Annotated in this window: 10 protein-coding genes; 7 read left to right on the forward strand and 3 right to left on the reverse strand. The window is 62.3% G+C overall.

Going from position 1 to position 18,288, the window contains the following annotated elements; translation table 11 throughout:
• Position 1: 1 nt before the first annotated feature.
• Both pqqD and pqqE read left to right on the forward strand, forming a co-directional pair.
• On the forward strand, positions 2–271 hold the full coding sequence (gene pqqD, locus B9N93_RS12570; RefSeq protein ID WP_085214138.1) for a pyrroloquinoline quinone biosynthesis peptide chaperone PqqD: 270 nt from the start codon (positions 2–4) through the stop codon (positions 269–271).
• Positions 246–1,376: a pyrroloquinoline quinone biosynthesis protein PqqE gene (gene pqqE, locus B9N93_RS12575; RefSeq protein WP_085214140.1), complete on the forward strand. Its 1,131-nt coding sequence runs from the start codon at positions 246–248 to the stop codon at positions 1,374–1,376. The genes pqqD and pqqE overlap by 26 nt, the downstream gene beginning before the upstream one ends.
• A gap of 121 nt (positions 1,377–1,497) precedes the next feature.
• Here pqqE and B9N93_RS12580 read toward each other — a convergent pair whose 3' ends face one another.
• The 3 genes from B9N93_RS12580 to acs form a co-directional block, all read right to left on the reverse strand.
• Positions 1,498–3,057, reverse strand: a complete 1,560-nt coding sequence (locus B9N93_RS12580; protein ID WP_217807302.1) for a histidine phosphatase family protein — start codon at positions 3,055–3,057, stop codon at positions 1,498–1,500.
• A gap of 154 nt (positions 3,058–3,211) precedes the next feature.
• Entirely contained in the window at positions 3,212–3,550 is a 339-nt protein-coding gene (glnK, locus tag B9N93_RS12585) for a P-II family nitrogen regulator (protein ID WP_085214142.1), read from the reverse strand.
• A 23-nt stretch (positions 3,551–3,573) separates the two neighbouring features.
• Entirely contained in the window at positions 3,574–5,511 is a 1,938-nt protein-coding gene (gene acs, locus B9N93_RS12590; RefSeq protein WP_085214144.1) for an acetate--CoA ligase, read from the reverse strand.
• A 147-nt stretch (positions 5,512–5,658) separates the two neighbouring features.
• Here acs and B9N93_RS12595 point away from each other — a divergent pair, with 147 nt between their 5' ends.
• The 5 genes from B9N93_RS12595 (at position 5,659) to gltB (ending at position 18,185) form a co-directional block, all read left to right on the forward strand.
• Positions 5,659–6,477, forward strand: coding sequence for a M48 family metallopeptidase (locus tag B9N93_RS12595; protein ID WP_085214146.1), 819 nt, complete (start codon positions 5,659–5,661; stop codon positions 6,475–6,477).
• Between the two features lie 174 nt (positions 6,478–6,651).
• Positions 6,652–10,752 (forward strand): ATP-binding protein, encoded by a 4,101-nt coding sequence (locus tag B9N93_RS12600; protein ID WP_085214148.1) that lies wholly within the window; start codon positions 6,652–6,654, stop codon positions 10,750–10,752.
• 199 nt (positions 10,753–10,951) lie between these two features.
• A complete protein-coding gene (locus tag B9N93_RS12605) occupies positions 10,952–12,847 on the forward strand; it encodes a hypothetical protein (RefSeq protein ID WP_125468968.1) in 1,896 nt (631 codons plus the stop codon).
• 40 nt (positions 12,848–12,887) lie between these two features.
• Positions 12,888–13,172: a RyR domain-containing protein gene (locus B9N93_RS12610; protein WP_085214152.1), complete on the forward strand. Its 285-nt coding sequence runs from the start codon at positions 12,888–12,890 to the stop codon at positions 13,170–13,172.
• A 384-nt stretch (positions 13,173–13,556) separates the two neighbouring features.
• Positions 13,557–18,185, forward strand: coding sequence for a glutamate synthase large subunit (gene gltB, locus B9N93_RS12615; protein WP_085214154.1), 4,629 nt, complete (start codon positions 13,557–13,559; stop codon positions 18,183–18,185).
• The last annotated feature ends 103 nt before the right edge of the window (positions 18,186–18,288 follow it).

Below are 18,288 nucleotides of genomic sequence, written 5' to 3' on the forward strand. Positions count from 1 at the left end.
GATGGACGAGCAAGCCCGGTTCGCCTTCTCCCCGCTGCACCGCTTGCAGTGGGAGGAAGCGCAGCAAAAATACGTGATCCTCTACCCGGAAGGCATGGTGGAATTGAACGTTCCCGCCGCCGAAATCCTCAAACTCTGCGATGGCAGCCGCAACCTGGACGCCATCGTGGCCGAACTGGAACAGAAATTCGAGACCCGCGGCATCCGTAACGATGTCGCCGGACTCCTACAAAGCGCATTGGACAATGGCTGGATCAGAGCAATACCCTAGTGGCAACCCGCGTTGGCTCCTCGCCGAGCTGACCTACGCCTGTCCCTTGCAGTGTCCCTACTGCTCGAACCCCATCGACTACGCCAAGATCACCGACGAACTCTCGACCGAAGATTGGCTGCGGGTGTTCAAGGAAGCCCGCGCCATGGGCGCGGTGCAACTGGGCCTGTCGGGCGGGGAACCCTTGGTGCGGAAGGATTTGCCGGTGTTGGTGAAATATGCGCGGGAACTCGGCTATTACACCAACCTCATCACTTCCGGTTATGGGATGACCGAAGCCAAGATCGTGGAGTTGAAGGAGGCCGGCCTGGACCATATCCAGGTCAGTATCCAAGCCCCGGAAAAAGAGTTGAATAACTTCCTGGCCGGGACCGAATCTTACGAGCATAAGAAACAAGTCGCCCATCTAGTGAAAAAGCACGGTTATCCGATGGTGCTGTGCGTGGTGATCCATCGCCACAATATCCATTTGATGACCGAAATCCTGGAGATGGCGATAGAACTGGGCGCGGATTATCTGGAACTCGCCAATACCCAGTATTACGGCTGGGCGCATTTGAACCGGGACCAGCTGTTGCCCACGAAAGCGCAATTCGAGCAAGCCGAAGCCATCGCGCAGGGCTACAAGGAAAAGCTCAAGGGCAAGATGAAGATTTATTACGTGGTGCCGGATTTCTACGAGCAGCGCCCCAAAGCCTGCATGAACGGCTGGGGCACCACCTTCCTGACCATCGCCCCGGATGGCACCGCCCTGCCCTGCCACGAAGCCCGCATCCTGCCGGGCTTGAACTGCCCCAATGTGCGGGAGATGAGCGTCAGCGACATTTGGTTGAAATCGGAAGCCTTCAACCAATTTCGGGGGTTTGGCTGGATGAAGGAGCCGTGCCGGTCCTGCCCGGAGAAGGTCAAGGATTTCGGCGGCTGCCGCTGCCAAGCCTATCTGTTGACCGGCGATCCCAACGCCACCGACCCGGTATGCGGCTTGTCGCCGGATCGTGCGGCCATCGCCGAGGCTATCGAGGGAGCGCGGAAGGATTACGAAGGGGGCGAGCCGAAGCCCTTGGTGTTTAGGAATGGGCGGACTTCCAAAGCGTTGAGCGGATAAGAATCGAAAAACCCTCGCCCAGTTTATAGAAAACGGGCCAAACGCCCGTTTTCTATTCGCCTATTTTCCGGGGAAGTCCCCGCCGCAATCCCGCGGCGGGATCATCACATAGCCCAAGCGCTCAGGACGCCCTGCCGTAGCAAGTCTTCAGCTTCGCGTAATCGTAGAAATGGCTGGTCGGCGCGAATTTCGCCCCATCGCAATCGGCCTTGAAGTCGGTTTCCTTCTCGTTGTAAAGCATCCTGACCAGCAAACCGCCCTTGCCGTCGCCATACACATCCCATTGCATATTGGCCGCCATCGGGGAAACGTATTCGCCGCGCCAAGGATTATTGTCATAGGTATACATCCCGGCCAGCGGCACCTGTTGCAGCACGCCCTTCAAACCCATCTTGGACGCGAACGGAATGATGATCTCGGCGTGGGTGAAGCGGAGCTTGGCGGCATGGGACAGGTCACCCTTGGCGATGGCGTCCACCTCGGCGAAGAAATCGTCTTCCAAAACCTGCGCCATACGATAGGTGATATCGCCTTTCTCGGCGATGCCCGGCCCCTTGGAATAGAAGTCGGAGGCATCGTTGACATAGGCGAAATATTGGGCCGAAGCCTTGGGTATATAGGGCTTGAAATCGACGCCCGCCTCGGCGGTCATCGCGGGAGCAATGGAATAAAGTTCGTAAAGCAGGGAACCGGCGTCCGCCAGGCTCTTGATCGTGGTCTTGCCGTTCCCCGTCAAGGTGCTGGTGAACAGCCCGTCGTCGCTGGCGTAGGTGAAGGTGCCGGTATTGGCGAAGGTATAGACCCCTTGGTCGATCTTGTCCACGAACCCCTTGGTGAACAAGCGCCGCAGCACGGCCTGCCCGGCGGAGCGGGCTTGCGGATTGGCCAGGATGGCGGCCTGCTTCGCCAACTGGTCCGCGTCTTTGCTGGAATAATCCTGGAAAGCCAAACTGTCCTGGTAGGTCGCGTAATACGGGTCGGCGGGATCGGCCACCAGATCGGTCACGGGGGCCAGTTTATGGAAGTACAGCAAGAAACGGTTGGTGCCGTCCGGTTGGACCACGGGGTTCGCGGCGGGATAAGGGGCCGGGGCGGGTGGATATTCGACCAGGCCCGCCAAGCGGGGCTGGGCCGCCACCAGGGATTGGGTGAAGAAAGCACCACTATCCACCGCCCGGTCCACGCCCGAGGTCACCACCACGATATGCCGGGGCGAAGTCGCGGTGGCATGGCCCACCGAATGCCAGAAGCCCCGCAACCGGCCCACCAAGCGCTTGGCTAATTGCTTGTGTTCGTTGATGCCGACCTGGGTCTCGTTGCCATAGCCGGGATTGCTGATGCCCGGCACCCCGTAGCCGAGCAAAAAGTTCGCCTTCATGAGTTTGAGCACATCCGGCCCCAAGCCATTACCCAAATGGGTCAAGGCACCTTCATCGGCAGCTTTCTTCCACAGGTTATAGACCGCGAGATCGTATTTCAGGCTGGACAGGCCACGGGAGCCGTGCCGCGCCACCATCTCGGTGTAGACCGGGCTGAAGCCGGTCGGCGGCGCTTCATAGGTCGAATAGCTTTGCTGCGGATGATAGGGAGTCTTGGTTTGATAATAATTGGCGGATTGGCCCGCCAGGGGCAGGGCGATCAATGCGCCGAACAGGATGTACTTCGGGGACTTGTCGAGCATGGAAAACTCCGGTGGCTGGAAAAGGGACTCCACATTATGGGTGTGCGATATGTCCAACCCATGACCCGGAGCGAATCGCCAAGTCCCGGCCTCTCAACAACCGGCCAAACGGCGGCGGGCCATGTTCCGCGGCCCGCCGCCCGCCCAAACAGCTTCAAACCGCCTGCTCGCCCGTCTCCCCCGTGCGGATGCGGATGGCCTGATCCAGGCTATACACGAAAATTTTGCCATCGCCGATCTTGCCGGTATTGGCGGCCTTGATGATGCAATCGACCGCCTGGTCCAGCAGGCCATCGGTGACGGCCACCTCGACCTTCACCTTGGGCAGGAAATCGACCACATACTCCGCGCCGCGGTAAAGCTCGGTGTGGCCCTTCTGGCGACCGAAACCCTTGACTTCGGTCACGGTGATGCCGGTGATGCCGATATCCGACAGGGCTTCCCGGACATCGTCCAATTTGAACGGCTTGATGATGGCGGTGATCAATTTCATGCGTCTATCCTCGGTGATTGCGGTTAGTTCTTATTGGCCCGGTGTTCGATGATATCCTCGACCACGGCAGGGTCCGCCAGGGTGGAAATATCGCCCAGGTTGCCCAGTTCGTTGGCGGCGACCTTGCGGAGGATGCGCCGCATGATCTTCCCCGAGCGGGTTTTCGGCAGGGCCGGTGCCCATTGGATGATATCCGGGGTGGCGATGGCCCCGATTTCCTTGCGTACCAGTTGGATCAATTCCTTTTCCAGCGCGGGACCGGGTTCCTCGCCCGCGACCAAGGTGACATAGGCATAAATGCCCTGGCCCTTGATGTCATGCGGATAACCCACCACCGCCGCTTCCGCCACTTTATCGTGCAGCACCAGGGCGCTTTCGATTTCGGCGGTGCCCATGCGGTGGCCGGAAACGTTCAGCACATCGTCCACCCGTCCGGTGATCCAATAATACCCGTCCGCGTCGCGGCGGGCGCCGTCGCCGGTGAAATATTTGCCCGGATAGGCCGAGAAATAGGTCTCGAAGAAGCGTTTATGATCGCCGAACACCGACCGCGCCTGTCCCGGCCAGGATTGGGCCAGGGTGAGGATGCCTTCGCACGCGCCTTCCAATACCTTGCCCTCGTTGTCCACGATGGCGGGCACAATGCCAAAAAATGGCAGGGTCGCGGAACCCGGTTTGAGCCGGATCGCGCCGGGCAACGGGGTGATGAGGATGCCGCCGGTTTCGGTCTGCCACCAGGTATCCATTACCGGGCAGCGGCCCTCGCCGACCACATGGTAATACCATTCCCAGGCTTCCGGGTTGATCGGCTCGCCGACCGAACCCAGCACGCGCAGGCTGGTCCGGCGGGTGTTTTTAACCCAGGCGTCGCCCTGGGCCATCAGGGCGCGGATGGCGGTGGGCGCGGTGTAGAAGATATTGACCTGGTGCTTGTCGATCACCTGCCAGAAACGGTCGCAAGCCGGGAAGGTCGGCACGCCCTCGAACATCAAGGTCGTGGCCCCGTTGGCGAGCGGCCCGTAGACCACATAGGAATGCCCCGTGACCCAGCCCACGTCGGCGGTACACCAATAGATTTCGCCCGGCTGGTAATCGAAGCCGTAGTGATGGGTCATGGCGGCGTAGACCAGATAGCCGCCCGTGGTATGCAACACGCCCTTGGGCTTGCCGGTCGAGCCGGAGGTATAGAGGATGAACAGGGTATCCTCGGCATCCATGGTTTCCGGCGGGCATTCGGGTTCGGCCTGCGCCAGCGCTGCGTGATACCACACATCCCGGCCTGCCACCCAGTCCACCGCCGCGCCGGTATTGCGCACTACGAAAGCCGTGACAACATTCGGGCAGGAGCGCAAAGCCTCATCCATATTGGCCTTCAACGGGACGGTTTTGCCGCCACGCCGCCCCTCGTCGGCGCAAACCACGGTATGGCAATCGGCGTCGAGAATACGATCACGCAGGGCGTCGGCGGAAAACCCCCCGAACACGATGGAATGCACCGCGCCGATCCGGGTGCAGGCCAACATCGCCACCGCCGCCTCAGGAATCATCGGCATATAGATGCACACCCGGTCGCCCTTGCCCACGCCCTTATCCTTGAGCGCGTTGGCAAAGCGGCAGACTTCCGCGTGCAACTCGCGGTAGGTGATCTTGCGGTCCAGCGCGGGGTCGTCGCCTTCCCAGATAATCGCGGTCTGGTCGCCGCGTTCGGCCAAATGGCGGTCCAGGCAGTTATAGCTGACATTGAGCTTGCCACCCTCGAACCAGCGGATTTGCGCGGTGTGATAATCCACCCGGCTGACCTGGCTCCAAGGCTCGAACCAGGTCGCGAATTTGTCCGCCTGCTCGGCCCAGAAACCTTCCGGGTCTTGGAGCGAACGGGCATAGGCGTCCCGATAACCCACCGCGTCGGCGTGGGCCTTGGCCGCGATTTCCGGGAAGATTTCGTAAACGGTCTCAGACATGGGCGCGGGTACTCCTGAAGTGGGCCGGGGATGGCGTATCGCGCCATTCTAGCCCGAATGGCGTCCGGTGATGAGTGGCGCAAACCGCGGGAAAGCCGTATTTTCCCCGCCATCGGCCCACGGGCCACAACCACGGGAGTCCACGCCATGCCACGTTTCGCCAACATCCTCGTCCTGTCCGCCTTCCTGGCCAGCCTGCCCGGATGCGCCACCAATCCCATCACGGGCCGTCAACAAGCCGCCCTGGTCAGCGACACCCAGGCCGCCCAGCAATCGGCCCAAGCCTATAGCCAGTTGCTGAACCAAGCCAGCCAGCAACGCGCTCTCGACGACAACCCGGCCCAGCTCCAACGGGTCCGCGCCATCGCCCAGCCCATCATCGCCCAGGCCATCAAGAAGCGTCCCGAAACCGCCCAATGGCGCTGGGAAATCCACGTCCTGCAAAGCGACGAAATCAACGCCTGGTGCATGGCCGGCGGCAAGATCGCGGTCTATACCGGTTTGCTCAAAGCCATCCAGCCCACCGACGACGAACTGGCCGAGGTGCTGGGCCACGAGATTTCCCACGCCCTGCTTTCGCACCAGGCCGAGAAGTTGTCACGGGTGCAGATGCAGAAGCTGGGGATCGGACTCGGGGTCATGGCGGGAGCGGCGGCGGGCTACGACGTGAGCGGCCTGGCCGGAATGGCCGACACCCTCGCTACGGTCGGGCTACAACTCCCCAACAGCCGTCAAGCCGAAAGCGAGGCCGATAGCGTCGGCATCGAACTGGCGGCGCGGGCTGGTTTCAATCCCAATGCGGCGGTGACGTTGTGGCAGAAAATGATCAAGGTCAGCGGCAATAGCGGCTCGGATTGGCTGAGTACCCATCCCAATCCGCAATCACGCATCGCGGCGATGCAGGCGCGGGCGCAGCAGTTGATGCCGGTGTATGAGGCGGCGCGTAAGGGCAAGCCAGTAAAGTGAATCAAGCGGGAGATGAATTCCTTGTGGTGTAAGCTTATGGCTATAATCGGCGCTAGCTCGCCGCGATGGGGGATGCGCGGCCCTTAGCCCGAAACCATGCCGCGCCGTTAAACCCAGCGGCGCGGCGACCCAATCCTCCTGTAGAGCTTTATTCGGACAGGGGGAATCCGCTTCATGCAAACCTTCTCCATCTTCATTTCCTCGCCCGGCGACGTGGAAGACGAGCGCCGCCGGGCCGAGCGGGTCATCCGCAAACTACAAACCGAATTCGACCGCTACGTCCTCCTGGAACCGATCTTCTGGGAGCATCAGCCGCAGAGCGCCCACCAGCATTTCCAAGACCAAATCAAGAAGCTGCCCTCGGCCACCGATCTGGTGGTGTGCATCCTGTGGTCGCGGCTGGGAACGCGCCTGCCGGAAGACAAGTTCCAGCGCGGCGACGGCACGCCCTATCGTTCCGGCACCGAATTCGAGTTCGAGGACGCCGTCGCGGGCTATCGGAACACCCGGAAAACGCCGGACCTTTGGATTTATCGCAAGACGGCGGAAGTACTGGTTTCCCTGTCCGACCCCCACAAGGCCGACAAAGAGCGGCAAAAGGCGCTGCTGGACGAATTCCTCCAGCATTGGCTGGGCAGCGCGGACGACCACTTCAAAGCCGGGTTCAACAGCTTCGCCGACGCCGACGATTTCGAGCGCCAATTCACCGAACACCTCCGCATGGCTTTGCGCGAGCATTGCCCGCAATACCGCACGGAGATCGACGAACTGCCGTCCTGGACCCGCGACCAATCGCCTTATCGCGGCTTGGCCTATTTCGATCTGGAACACGCGCCGGTCTTCCGTGGCCGGGACGCCGCCGTCCATGCGGTGTTGGCGCAGCTCGGGGCGCAGGCCGACGCCGGGCGACCTTTCGTGCTGGTGCTGGGCGCTAGCGGCGCGGGCAAGTCCTCGTTGCTGCGGGCCGGGTTGTTGCACGCTTTGGTCGAACAACGCCGGGTGGCGGGTGTGGACCTGTGGCGTTATGCCGTGTTCCGGCCCGCCGCTGCGGTGGGCGGCGATTTACCGCGTGGCCTCGCCGCCGCCTTGCTGGCCGACAGCGCTTTGCCGGAATTGGCCCAAGCCGGTTTCGGCGATAGCCAAGCTTTGGCCGAGCAACTGGCCCACCACCCGGAAGGTTTGGCCGGTCCCCTGTCCAAGGCGCTGGATGCCGCCGCCGAGCGCTTGCGCCAAGAACGCCGCTGGAACTTCGCGCCGGTGGCGCGGCTGGTGTTGGTGGTGGACCCCTTGGAAGAAATCTTCCGCTGCGGTGCCACAGCGCGGGATGCCTTGCTGGCGGCGGTTCAAGCCTTGGTCGGCGCGGGGCGGGTGTGGGCTTTGGCCGGGATGCGCGGGGAGTTCTATCCCGAGGCCGCCGGGCATCCGGTGCTGGGCGCGTTGAAGGCCGGGGAAGGCCAGTACGATTTGTCGCCGCCGAACGAGGCCGAATTAGGCGAAATCATCCGTTATCCGGCCCGTGCCGCCGGGATGGATTTCGAACTGCGCGAGGGCCGCCGCTTGGATGCCCGCTTGCTGGAAAACGCCGCCGCCAATCCCTGCGCCTTGCCCTTGTTGGAATTCACCTTGGACGAGCTATACCGGCGTACCCGCGAGCGGGGCGAAACGGTGTTGAGCTATGCCGATTACGCAGCGCTGGGCGGTTTGGATGGCGCGGTCGCCCAAGCGGCGGAAGACACGGTGCAAGCTTTGGGCGAGGCGAGTCTGGCGGCGGTGCGGGATGTGTTCCGGCAGTTGGTGGACTGGGATGGCGGCAAGGCTTTGCGGCGGCGGGCGGCCTTGGCGGATTTCCGCGACGATCCGGCGCAATGGGAAGCGGTGGGCCGGTTGATCGAGGCCCGCTTGTTGAGCAGCGACGACAACGGCGCTAGCCATGCCGCCACGGTGGAGCCGGTGCATGAGGCTTTGTTGCGCACTTGGCAGCGCTTGCGCGGATGGATCGCCGAGGATGCCGAATTGCTGGCGATCCGCGCCCGCATGGAGGAACTCGCCGGACGCTGGCGGGAAGCCGGGCGCGATGTGGGTTATCTGTTGAATCCGGGCAAGCAGGAGCAGGATGCCAAGCTGTTGTTGAAGCAGCCTTGGGTGAGGTTGGATGTGGAGACCGCGGCGTTTTTGGATGGGTCGCTCCAGCGCATCCGGCGGCGGCGCTGGCTTTTTCGGGTCGGCGTGGGGGCGGTGGTGGTGGCTTTGGGTGGGTTCGGCTATCTCAATGCTCTGGAGCGGAAGAAGGCGGAAACCGCCGCCGGCTTGGCTTTGCAGGTGGTGAACCGGCTGACTTACCAACTGCCCGACCGGCTCGAAAATATCCCCGGCACGCTGCAAATCCTGCAAGAGACTTTCGAGCAGAATGCGGATTTGTTGCGGCGGATTGATGAATTACGGGGGGAGACGGCGGATTCGTTGCGGGAAAAAGCATCGAACCTGCAAAAGCAAGGTGATCAGCGATTGGCTTTGGGAGATTTGCCCGGTGCGATGGAGCGCTATAAAGCGGCGCATGTCATTCTCGAAAAGCTGGCGATCCAAGACCCTGAGGACACAGATAGCCAGCGTAATCTCTCGGTCAGCTACAACAAGGTCGGCGACGTGCAGAGCGCGCAGGGCGACTTGGCCGGGGCGCTGGCGAGCTTCCGGGCCAGCCTCGCCCTCCGCGAAAAGCTGGCGGCGCAAGACCCGGCCAACGCCGGTTGGCAGCGCGACCTGTCGGTCAGCCAAGAGAAAATCGGCGACGTGCAGAGCGCGCAGGGCGACTTGGCCGGGGCGCTGGCGAGCTTCCGGGCCAGCCTCGCTATTGCCGAAAAGCTGGCGGCGCAAGACCCGGCCAACGCCGGTTGGCAGCGCGACCTGTCGGTCAGCTACGAGAAAATCGGCGACGTGCAGAGCGCGCAGGGCGACTTGGCCGGGGCGCTGGCGAGCTTCCGGGCCAGCCTTGCTATTGCCGAAAAGCTGGCGGCGCAAGACCCGGCCAACGCCGGTTGGCAGCGCGACCTGTCGGTCAGCTACAACAAGGTCGGCGAGGTGCAGAGCGCGCAGGGCGACTTGGCCGGGGCGCTGGCGAGCTTCCGGGCCAGCCTCGTTATCCGCGAAAAGCTGGCGGCGCAAGACCCGGCCAACGCCGGTTGGCAGCGCGACCTGTCGGTCAGCTACAACAAGGTCGGCGAGGTGCAGAGCGCGCAGGGCGACTTGGCCGGGGCGCTGGCGAGCTTCCGGGCCAGCCTCGTTATCCGCGAAAAGCTGGCGGCGCAAGACCCGGCCAACGCCGGTTGGCAGCGCGACCTGTCGGTCAGCTACAACAAGGTCGGCGACGTGCAGAGCGCGCAGGGCGACTTGGCCGGGGCGCTGGCGAGCTACCGGGCCAGCCTCGCCCTCCGCGAAAAGCTGGCGGCGCAAGACCCGGCCAACGCCGGTTGGCAGCGCGACCTGTCGGTCAGCTACAACAAGGTCGGCGAGGTGCAGAGCGCGCAGGGCGACTTGGCCGGGGCGCTGGCGAGCTTCCGGGCCAGCCATGCCATATTCGAAAAGCTGGCGGCGCAAGACCCGGCCAACGCCGGGTGGCAGCGCGACCTGTCGGTCAGCTACGAGAAGATCGGCGACGCGCAGAGCGCGCAGGGCGACTTGGCCGGGGCGCTGGCGAGCTACCGGGCCAGCCTCACCCTCCGCGAAAAGCTGGCGGCGCAAGACCCGGCCAACGCCGGTTGGCAGCGCGACCTGTCGGTCAGCTACAACAAGGTCGGCGAGGTGCAGAGCGCGCAGGGCGACTTGGCCGGGGCGCTGGCGAGCTTCCGGGCCAGCCATGCCATATTCGAAAAGCTGGCGGCGCAAGACCCGGCCAACGCCGGGTGGCAGCGCGACCTGTCGGTCAGCTACGAGAAGATCGGCGACGCGCAGAGCGCGCAGGGCGACTTGGCCGGGGCGCTGGCGAGCTACCGGGCCAGCCTCACCCTCCGCGAAAAGCTGGCGGCGCAAGACCCGGCCAACGCCGGTTGGCAGGGTGATCTGGCCTTCAGCCACGGCAAGCTTGGGTTGCTGCTACGGAAGCTGCAAAAACCCACCGCAGCGCTGGCCGAATTCCAAGCCGCCCTCGCCCTCCTCGAACCGCTGTCGGCCAAAACCCCGGACCACGTCCAATGGCGGCAGGCGTTGGAGTTTATTAAGGGGCAAATCGCCGAGATCGAAGCCACAAGCGGCAACAGCCCAAACGGTCGAAAACAACACTAGGCCGTCCGCTCCCCCCACGCCGATTTTGCAACCGACATCCGATTACAACCCAAGCAAACCCAAGGAGATAGCGATGAACCCACCCGTTGAAACGCATCCACCCAAACCCCGGCTGGCTTTGAATGTAGGCGTCACCGGACACCGCCCCAACCGCCTGAACCCGGATCAACAGGAAACCTTGCGGGCCAGCATTGCCGAGGTGTTGGAACGCATCGCCCAAGCCTTTCACGAACTTGCCGGAGCGCCGGGGACGGACCAAATCTACGACCTTGACGAACAACCCGCGCTGCGCCTTCTCTCCCCCCTGGCCGAAGGTGCCGACCGCATCGCCGCCGAATCTGCGCTTGCGGCGGGTTATGAAGTGCAATGCCCGCTGCCGTTCCCGGTGGATGAATATCGCAAGGATTTCGAGGAACAGGCCAACCATCCCTATGACACCCGCGGCGAATTCGACGGATTACTGGCAAAAATCCAAGCCGATCCACGCAACCGGATACTTGAACTCGACGGAATCCGGCAGACCGAGGGGGATAAGAACCTGGCTTACTGGAAAGCGGGCCAACTCCTGCTGCGCCACTCGGATATCCTGCTGGCGATATGGGACGGCATCGAAAACAAAACTTCCGTGGGCACCGCCGGCATGGTGGCCCGGGCGGGCCGGGACCGGATTCCGACCGTGCGTATCCTGGCCCATCAGCCGGATTGCATAGAATTCCGTGACCACGAACTGACCGGAAACACTTGGCGGGCGCTCGCGGTCGATGATTCCATGGAACAGCGTATCCGCCAAATCCTCCTGCCACCCCAGCCACCAGCCCCCAGCGCCGCAGCCCCGAACCAAGCACGGGATTGCAAGGAACAACAAGACCACGGCACCGCCCACCCTCCCAAGCATCCACCAGAAGTCGGCGGGGATAGCATCCGTTGCGCCTATTTCCAGCACCCCGAGCCCAAGTTAACCCCCGTGGCAAGCAGCTACCGGCTGTTTTTCGCGGCGCTAGGCAAACGCCAGCTTAATGGCTGGAACAACAGTTATCAGCAAGGCGCGCTATACCAGTGGGATGCCATCGAGACAGCGATCACCAAGCTGCCGGTCCCACCCCCGGCAACGGTCTCGGTGGAAACCGAACTCAGGAATAATGTCCGCAAGCACTTCCTATGGGCGGATCGCCTTGCGACTTACTACGCCGACGAATACCGTGGCACCTATTGCCTGATGTTTTCATTGACTTTCGTAGCGGTTTTTCTGGCCTTGTTGAGTGGTCCATTCAGAATATTTGAAGACCTATTTGACGGTATAATAGCAAAGCTCTCCCCCTGGCTAACTTTTGGAGAACTGATCTCGATTGGAGTGATTTTGTGGCTTTGGTTCCTTTGCCATCACCGCCAACTCCACGAACGCTGGCTTGACTTCCGCCTATTGGCCGAGTTATTGCGGCAAAGGATGTTTTTATTACCCATTGGCGGCATGGTTTCGTTGGAAATGCCCGACTACGCAACGGAGCATGACCGCTCTTATGGCTGGGTGCTATGGTTGACGCGAGCGGTGAACCGTGCGGAAGGTCTTCCCGCCGTGCCCGCCGGTGGCTTTACCCAAGCCTATCGGCAAGGCTATACGGAATATCTCGCCGAATTGCTCTGCGATCAGGTGCGGTATCACGCCAAGAATTTCCACCGCAATAATAACATCGCCATGGCGATTCATACGGCAGACTATGTTCTGATGTGTTCCATTATCGTCGCTTGCTTCATCCATTTCGGCGCACATTTTGCCCAAGAGCATTTTGAAGAATATAAGAAAATCCTCGGATACGTCATGGACATCGCGGCCATCGCCGCCGCCGTGTTACCCGCTTTGGGCGCGGCCCTCCATGGTTTGTTCGGCCATGGCGAATATAGGCGCGTCGCCGACCGGTCCGAAGGCATGTTGAAAAAATTGAAAAGCATCGTGAATGAATTGAGCCTACAGGGCGGCACACCGCTTTCCGCCGCCAAGTTGGAAAATCTGGCCGAGCAAGCCAACGAGGCGATGAGTCAAGAACTCACCGATTGGCGCGTTATTTTCCGGGCCAAACCGCTGGAGCCACATATTTGAACCATAATTCCGGCATTCCCCCAACACTGGAAATTTCCCCATGAATGGATATATCCCCAATCCCATCGACACCACCGCCGTCGAACTCACGGAAGACATCCGCCAGCTCACCGAACGCCTAGCCGAGCACACCCACGATACCTGGGCCACGCAACGCTTGGCGGACGGCTGGCGCTTCGGCCCGGTGCGCGACGATGCCAAGCTGGAACACCCCTGCCTGATTCCCTACGCCGAACTGCCAGACTCGGAAAAGGAATACGACCGCCAAACCGCCCTGCAAACCCTGAAAGCCATCATCGCCCTGGGCTACCGCATCGAGCGTTAAGCCATGCTCAAGCCATTGGTCGGCGGGGCAAGCCTGTTTCCGAAACCCCATCCCCCGCGCCCGCCGACCAAGCTCCTAAAATCGGTGCGGAACCCGGCGGCACCCTATCCATTCCGGTGAACCCCGCCCCCTTACGGTGCGCTCTTACCCACCCACCGCCCCAAGTCCCGCCCAATCTTGCCAAACCCCTGTATCACTTGAAAGAAACCCCGAAATTCTTTATATTTTCCGGCCATTTCGAGTCCGCCCGGCAGCCGCCGAACCGCCCGCCGACCCCGTAAATCCAATACCAGCGGCCACGCATCGCGCCTGCCCAGGGCATCCGCTTAGGGCGGCATCGCCCTTGCACGGTCGTTCGCCACGCCCCGTAGAAGAGGTTAATCCATGAGTTATAACGCCATCCCCGCCAAGCAGGGGCTGTACGACCCCCGCAACGAACACGACGCTTGCGGCGTGGGCTTCATCGCCCACATCAAGGGCCAGAAGAGCCACGAGATTGTTTGCAAGGGTCTGGAAATCCTCAGAAACATCACCCACCGGGGCGCGGTGGGCGCGGACCCCCTGGCCGGGGACGGCGCGGGGATTTTGGTGCAGACGCCCGACGCCTTCCTGCGCGAGGAATGCGCCCGGCTCGGCATCTCCCTACCGCAAGTCGGCAGCTACGGCGTCGGCATGGTGTTCCTGCCGCGCAACCCCGAACACCGCGCCGCCTGCGAAAAAATCATCGAAGCCATCATCGCCGCCGAAGGCCAAAACTTCCTGGGTTGGCGCGATGTGCCGGTCGATAACACGGGGCTGGGCGAATCGGTCAAAGCCATCGAGCCGGTCATCCGCCAAGTCTTCGTCGGCTGCGCCGCCACTTGCGCCGACCAGAACACCTTCGAACGCAAGCTGTTCGTCATCCGCAAGCAAATCGACAACCAAATCCGCGACCTCAACCTGGCCGAAGGCAAGATGTTCTACATCCCGTCCTTCTCCTCGCGGACGCTGGTTTACAAAGGCATGTTGCTGGCCGATCAAGTCGGCGTGTTCTACCAGGATTTGCAGGACGAGCGCTTGGTATCGGCCCTGGCCCTGGTGCATCAACGTTTTTCCACCAACACCTTCCCGACCTGGGATTTGGCCCATCCCTTCCGCATGATCGCCCACAACGGCGAAATCAACACCGTGCGCGGCAATATCAACTGGATGGCCGCCCGCCGCTATTCCATGGCCTCGGAACTCTTGGGCGACGACATCAACAAGATTTGGCCCTTGATCGGCGGCGGCAAATCCGACTCGGCCTGCTTCGACAACGCGCTGGAACTTCTGGTCATGGGCGGCTATTCGCTGGTCCACGCCATGATGCTGCTGATCCCGGAAGCCTGGGCCGGCAATCCGCTGATGGACGAGAAGCGCCGCGCCTTCTACGAATACCACTCGGCCCTGATGGAGCCTTGGGACGGCCCCGCCGCCGTGGCCTTCACCGATGGCCGCCAAATCGGCGCGACCCTGGACCGTAACGGTCTGCGCCCCGCCCGCTACCTCATCACCGATGACGATTACGTGGTCATGGCTTCGGAAATGGGCGTCCTCGACATCCCGGAAAGCAAGATCGTCAAGAAATGGCGCTTGCAGCCGGGCAAGATGTTCCTCATCGACACCGAGCAGGGCCGCATCATCGACGACGCCGAAATCAAGGCGGAACTGGCCGATAAAGCCCCCTACCAGCAATGGTTGAGCGAGACCCAAATCCAGTTGGAAAAGCTGCCGCCGGAAGTGGCCGCGATGCCGCCGGATTCGCAGACCCTGTTGGACCGTCAACAAGCCTTCGGCTACACCCAGGAAGACATCAAGTTCTTCCTGAAACCCATGGCCGCGAGCGGCCAAGAGCCGGTCGGTTCCATGGGCACCGACGCGGCGCTGGCCGTGCTGTCGGCCCGTCCGCGCTTGCTGTACGACTATTTCAAGCAGGCTTTCGCCCAGGTCACCAACCCGGCCATCGACCCGATCCGCGAGGAACTGGTCATGTCCCTGGTCTCCCACATCGGGCCGCGCCCGAACCTGTTGGGTCTTAACCATGGCGGCACCCATAAGCGCCTGGAAGTGCATCAGCCCATCCTGACCAACAAGGATTTGGAGAAAATCCGCCGCATCGAGGCCCGCACCGGCGGCGCGTTCAAGACTTCCACCCTGAGCTTCTGCTATCCGGCGGACGCGGGCGCGAGCGGGATGGAACCGGCGCTGAAATCCCTATGCGCCCAGGCCGAGCAAGCCGTCCACGCGGGCGACAATATCCTGGTGCTGTCCGACCGCGACATGGATGCCGACCATATCGCCATCCCGGCATTGCTGGCCACTTCCGCCGTGCATTACCACCTGATCAACACCGGCCTCCGCACCCAGGTGGGCTTGGTAATCGAAACCGGCGAGGCCCGCGAGGTGCATCACTTCGCCCTGCTGGCGGGCTATGGCGCGGAAGCCATCAACCCCTATCTGGCCTTCGACACGCTGTCCGACCTGCGCACGACCCTGTCCGAGAAAATCTCCGAGGACGAGGTCCACAAGCGCTATATCAAAGCCATCGGCAAGGCGCTGCTCAAGATTATGTCCAAGATGGGCATCTCGACCTACCAATCCTACTGCGGCGCCCAGGTGTTCAACGCCATCGGCCTGAGCGATGATTTCCTGAACCAGTATTTCGCGGGCACCTCCTGCACCACCGATGGCGCGGGTCTGAAAGAGATTGCCGAGGAAGCGGTGCGCCGCCATCGCACGGCCTACAGCGATGCGCCCCTCTACCGCAACGCCTTGGATGTGGGCGGCGAATACGCCTTCCGCGTGCGCGGCGAAGACCATGTCTGGACTCCGGAAACCATTTCCAAGCTCCAGCACGCCACCCGCACCAACAACTGGGATACCTACGTCGATTACACGAAATCCATCAACGAGCAGAACGAGCGCTTGCTGACCCTGCGCGGCTTGTTGGACTTCAAGTACGACCGTGCGCCGGTGCCGCTGGAAGAAGTGGAATCCGCCAAGGACATCGTCAAGCGTTTCGCCACCGGCGCAATGTCGTTCGGCTCGATCTCCTACGAAGCCCACACCACGCTGGCCATCGCCATGAACCGCATCGGCGGCAAATCCAACACCGGCGAAGGTGGCGAACTGCCGGAGCGCTTCACCCCGCTGGCAAACGGCGATTCCATGCGTTCCGCCATCAAGCAGGTGGCTTCCGGGCGTTTTGGCGTGACCGCCGAATATCTGGTCAACGCCGATGACATCCAGATCAAGATTTCGCAGGGCGCGAAGCCGGGTGAAGGCGGCCAGCTCCCAGGGCACAAGGTCGATGCGGTCATCGCCAAGGTGCGCCATTCGACCCCCGGTGTCGGCCTGATTTCGCCGCCGCCGCACCATGACATCTATTCCATCGAAGACTTGAAGCAGCTCATCCACGACCTCAAGAACGTGAACCCGGCAGCCCGCATCAGCGTCAAGCTGGTGTCGGAAGTGGGCGTCGGCACGGTCGCGGCGGGCGTCGCCAAGGCCCATGCCGACCATGTGACCATCGCCGGTTACGACGGCGGCACCGGGGCCAGCCCGATCACCTCGATCAAGCATGCCGGTTTGCCCTGGGAAATCGGTTTGGCCGAAACCCACCAGACCTTGGTGCTGAACAAGCTGCGGGGCCGGATTTGCGTGCAGGCCGATGGCGGCATGCGGACGGGCCGTGACGTAGTCATCGCCGCCCTGTTGGGTGCCGACGAAATGGGCTTCGCCACCGCGCCCCTGATCGTCGAAGGCTGCATCATGATGCGCAAATGCCATCTGAACACCTGCCCCGTCGGCGTCGCCACCCAAGACCCGGAACTCCGCAAGCGCTTCACCGGCCAGCCGGAGCATGTGGTGAACTTCTTCTTCTTCATCGCCGAGGAAGTGCGCCAACTCATGGCCAAGCTGGGCTACCGCAGCTTCGCGGAAATGATCGGCCAAGCCGACCGCCTCGACATGCGCAAAGCCGTGGCCCATTGGAAGGCGTCCAAGATCGACCTGTCGCGCTTGCTGTATAAGCCGGATGCGGGCGCGGGCGTCGCCATCGCCAACACCGAAAGCCAGGATCACGGCCTCAACCAAGCGCTGGACCGCCAGTTGATCGACATGGCGACGCCGGCCTTGGAGACCAAGAAACCGGTCAGCATCGACATCGGCGTGCGCAACTTCAACCGCACCGTGGGCGCAATGCTCTCGGGCGAGGTGGCGAAGCGCTATGGCCATGCCGGTTTGCCGGAAGACACCATCCATGTCCGTATGCACGGCACGGCGGGCCAGAGCTTCGGCACCTTCCTGGCGGCGGGCATCAGCCTCGAACTCGTCGGCGAAGCCAACGACTATGTCGGCAAGGGCTTGTCCGGGGGCCGCATCGCCATCTACCCGCCCGCCGAATCGCCCATCGTGCCCGAGGAAAACATCATCGTCGGCAACACCGTGTTATACGGGGCCATCCAAGGCGAGTGCTATTTCCGCGGCGTCGCGGGCGAGCGCTTCGCGGTGCGCAACTCCGGCGCGGTCGCGGTGGTGGAAGGCGTGGGCGACCATGGCTGCGAATACATGACCGGCGGCGTGGTGGTGGTGCTGGGCAGCACGGGCCGCAACTTCGCGGCGGGCATGTCGGGCGGCGTGGCCTATGTGCTGGACGAAACCGGCGATTTCGACCGCCGCTGTAATCTGTCCATGGTGGAATTGGAGCCGATCCCGGCGGAAGACGCCGCGCTGGAAGCCCTGGACCATCAGGGCGGCGACCTCGAAACCCATGGCCTGGTCGATGTCATGCGCGACATGACCAAGCAGGATGCCCAGCGCCTACACGCCCTGGTCGAACGCCACGCCCACTATACCGGCAGCGCCAAGGCCAAGCTGATCCTGGAGAACTGGGCGGCCTACCTGCCGAAGTTCGTCAAGGTCATGCCGGTCGATTACAAGCAGGCATTGGAAAAGATGGCGAAAGCCAAGGCGCAGGCCGAGGTCCGGCACTGAGCGGCACGCGGCGGGCAGCCCCTGCCCGCCCATCCCGGACTTCCGGGCCATTGGAAAATAGATTCAAGCGTGCCGGCAGGCACCATCAAGAGGTAATAGCATA

It is taken from the genome of Methylomagnum ishizawai, assembly GCF_900155475.1.
GTDB lineage: Bacteria > Pseudomonadota > Gammaproteobacteria > Methylococcales > Methylococcaceae > Methylomagnum > Methylomagnum ishizawai_A.

Bases quoted from the DNA above. Each gene is read 5' to 3' on its own strand.
- pqqD (WP_085214138.1), top strand. From the start codon at position 2: ATGGACGAGCAAGCCCGGTTCGCCTTCTCCCCGCTGCACCGCTTGCAG.
- pqqE (WP_085214140.1), top strand. From the start codon at position 246: ATGGCTGGATCAGAGCAATACCCTAGTGGCAACCCGCGTTGGCTCCTC.
- B9N93_RS12580 (WP_217807302.1), bottom strand. From the start codon at position 3,057: ATGCTCGACAAGTCCCCGAAGTACATCCTGTTCGGCGCATTGATCGCC.
- glnK (WP_085214142.1), bottom strand. From the start codon at position 3,550: ATGAAATTGATCACCGCCATCATCAAGCCGTTCAAATTGGACGATGTC.
- acs (WP_085214144.1), bottom strand. From the start codon at position 5,511: ATGTCTGAGACCGTTTACGAAATCTTCCCGGAAATCGCGGCCAAGGCC.
- B9N93_RS12595 (WP_085214146.1), top strand. From the start codon at position 5,659: ATGCCACGTTTCGCCAACATCCTCGTCCTGTCCGCCTTCCTGGCCAGC.
- B9N93_RS12600 (WP_085214148.1), top strand. From the start codon at position 6,652: ATGCAAACCTTCTCCATCTTCATTTCCTCGCCCGGCGACGTGGAAGAC.
- B9N93_RS12610 (WP_085214152.1), top strand. From the start codon at position 12,888: ATGAATGGATATATCCCCAATCCCATCGACACCACCGCCGTCGAACTC.
- gltB (WP_085214154.1), top strand. From the start codon at position 13,557: ATGAGTTATAACGCCATCCCCGCCAAGCAGGGGCTGTACGACCCCCGC.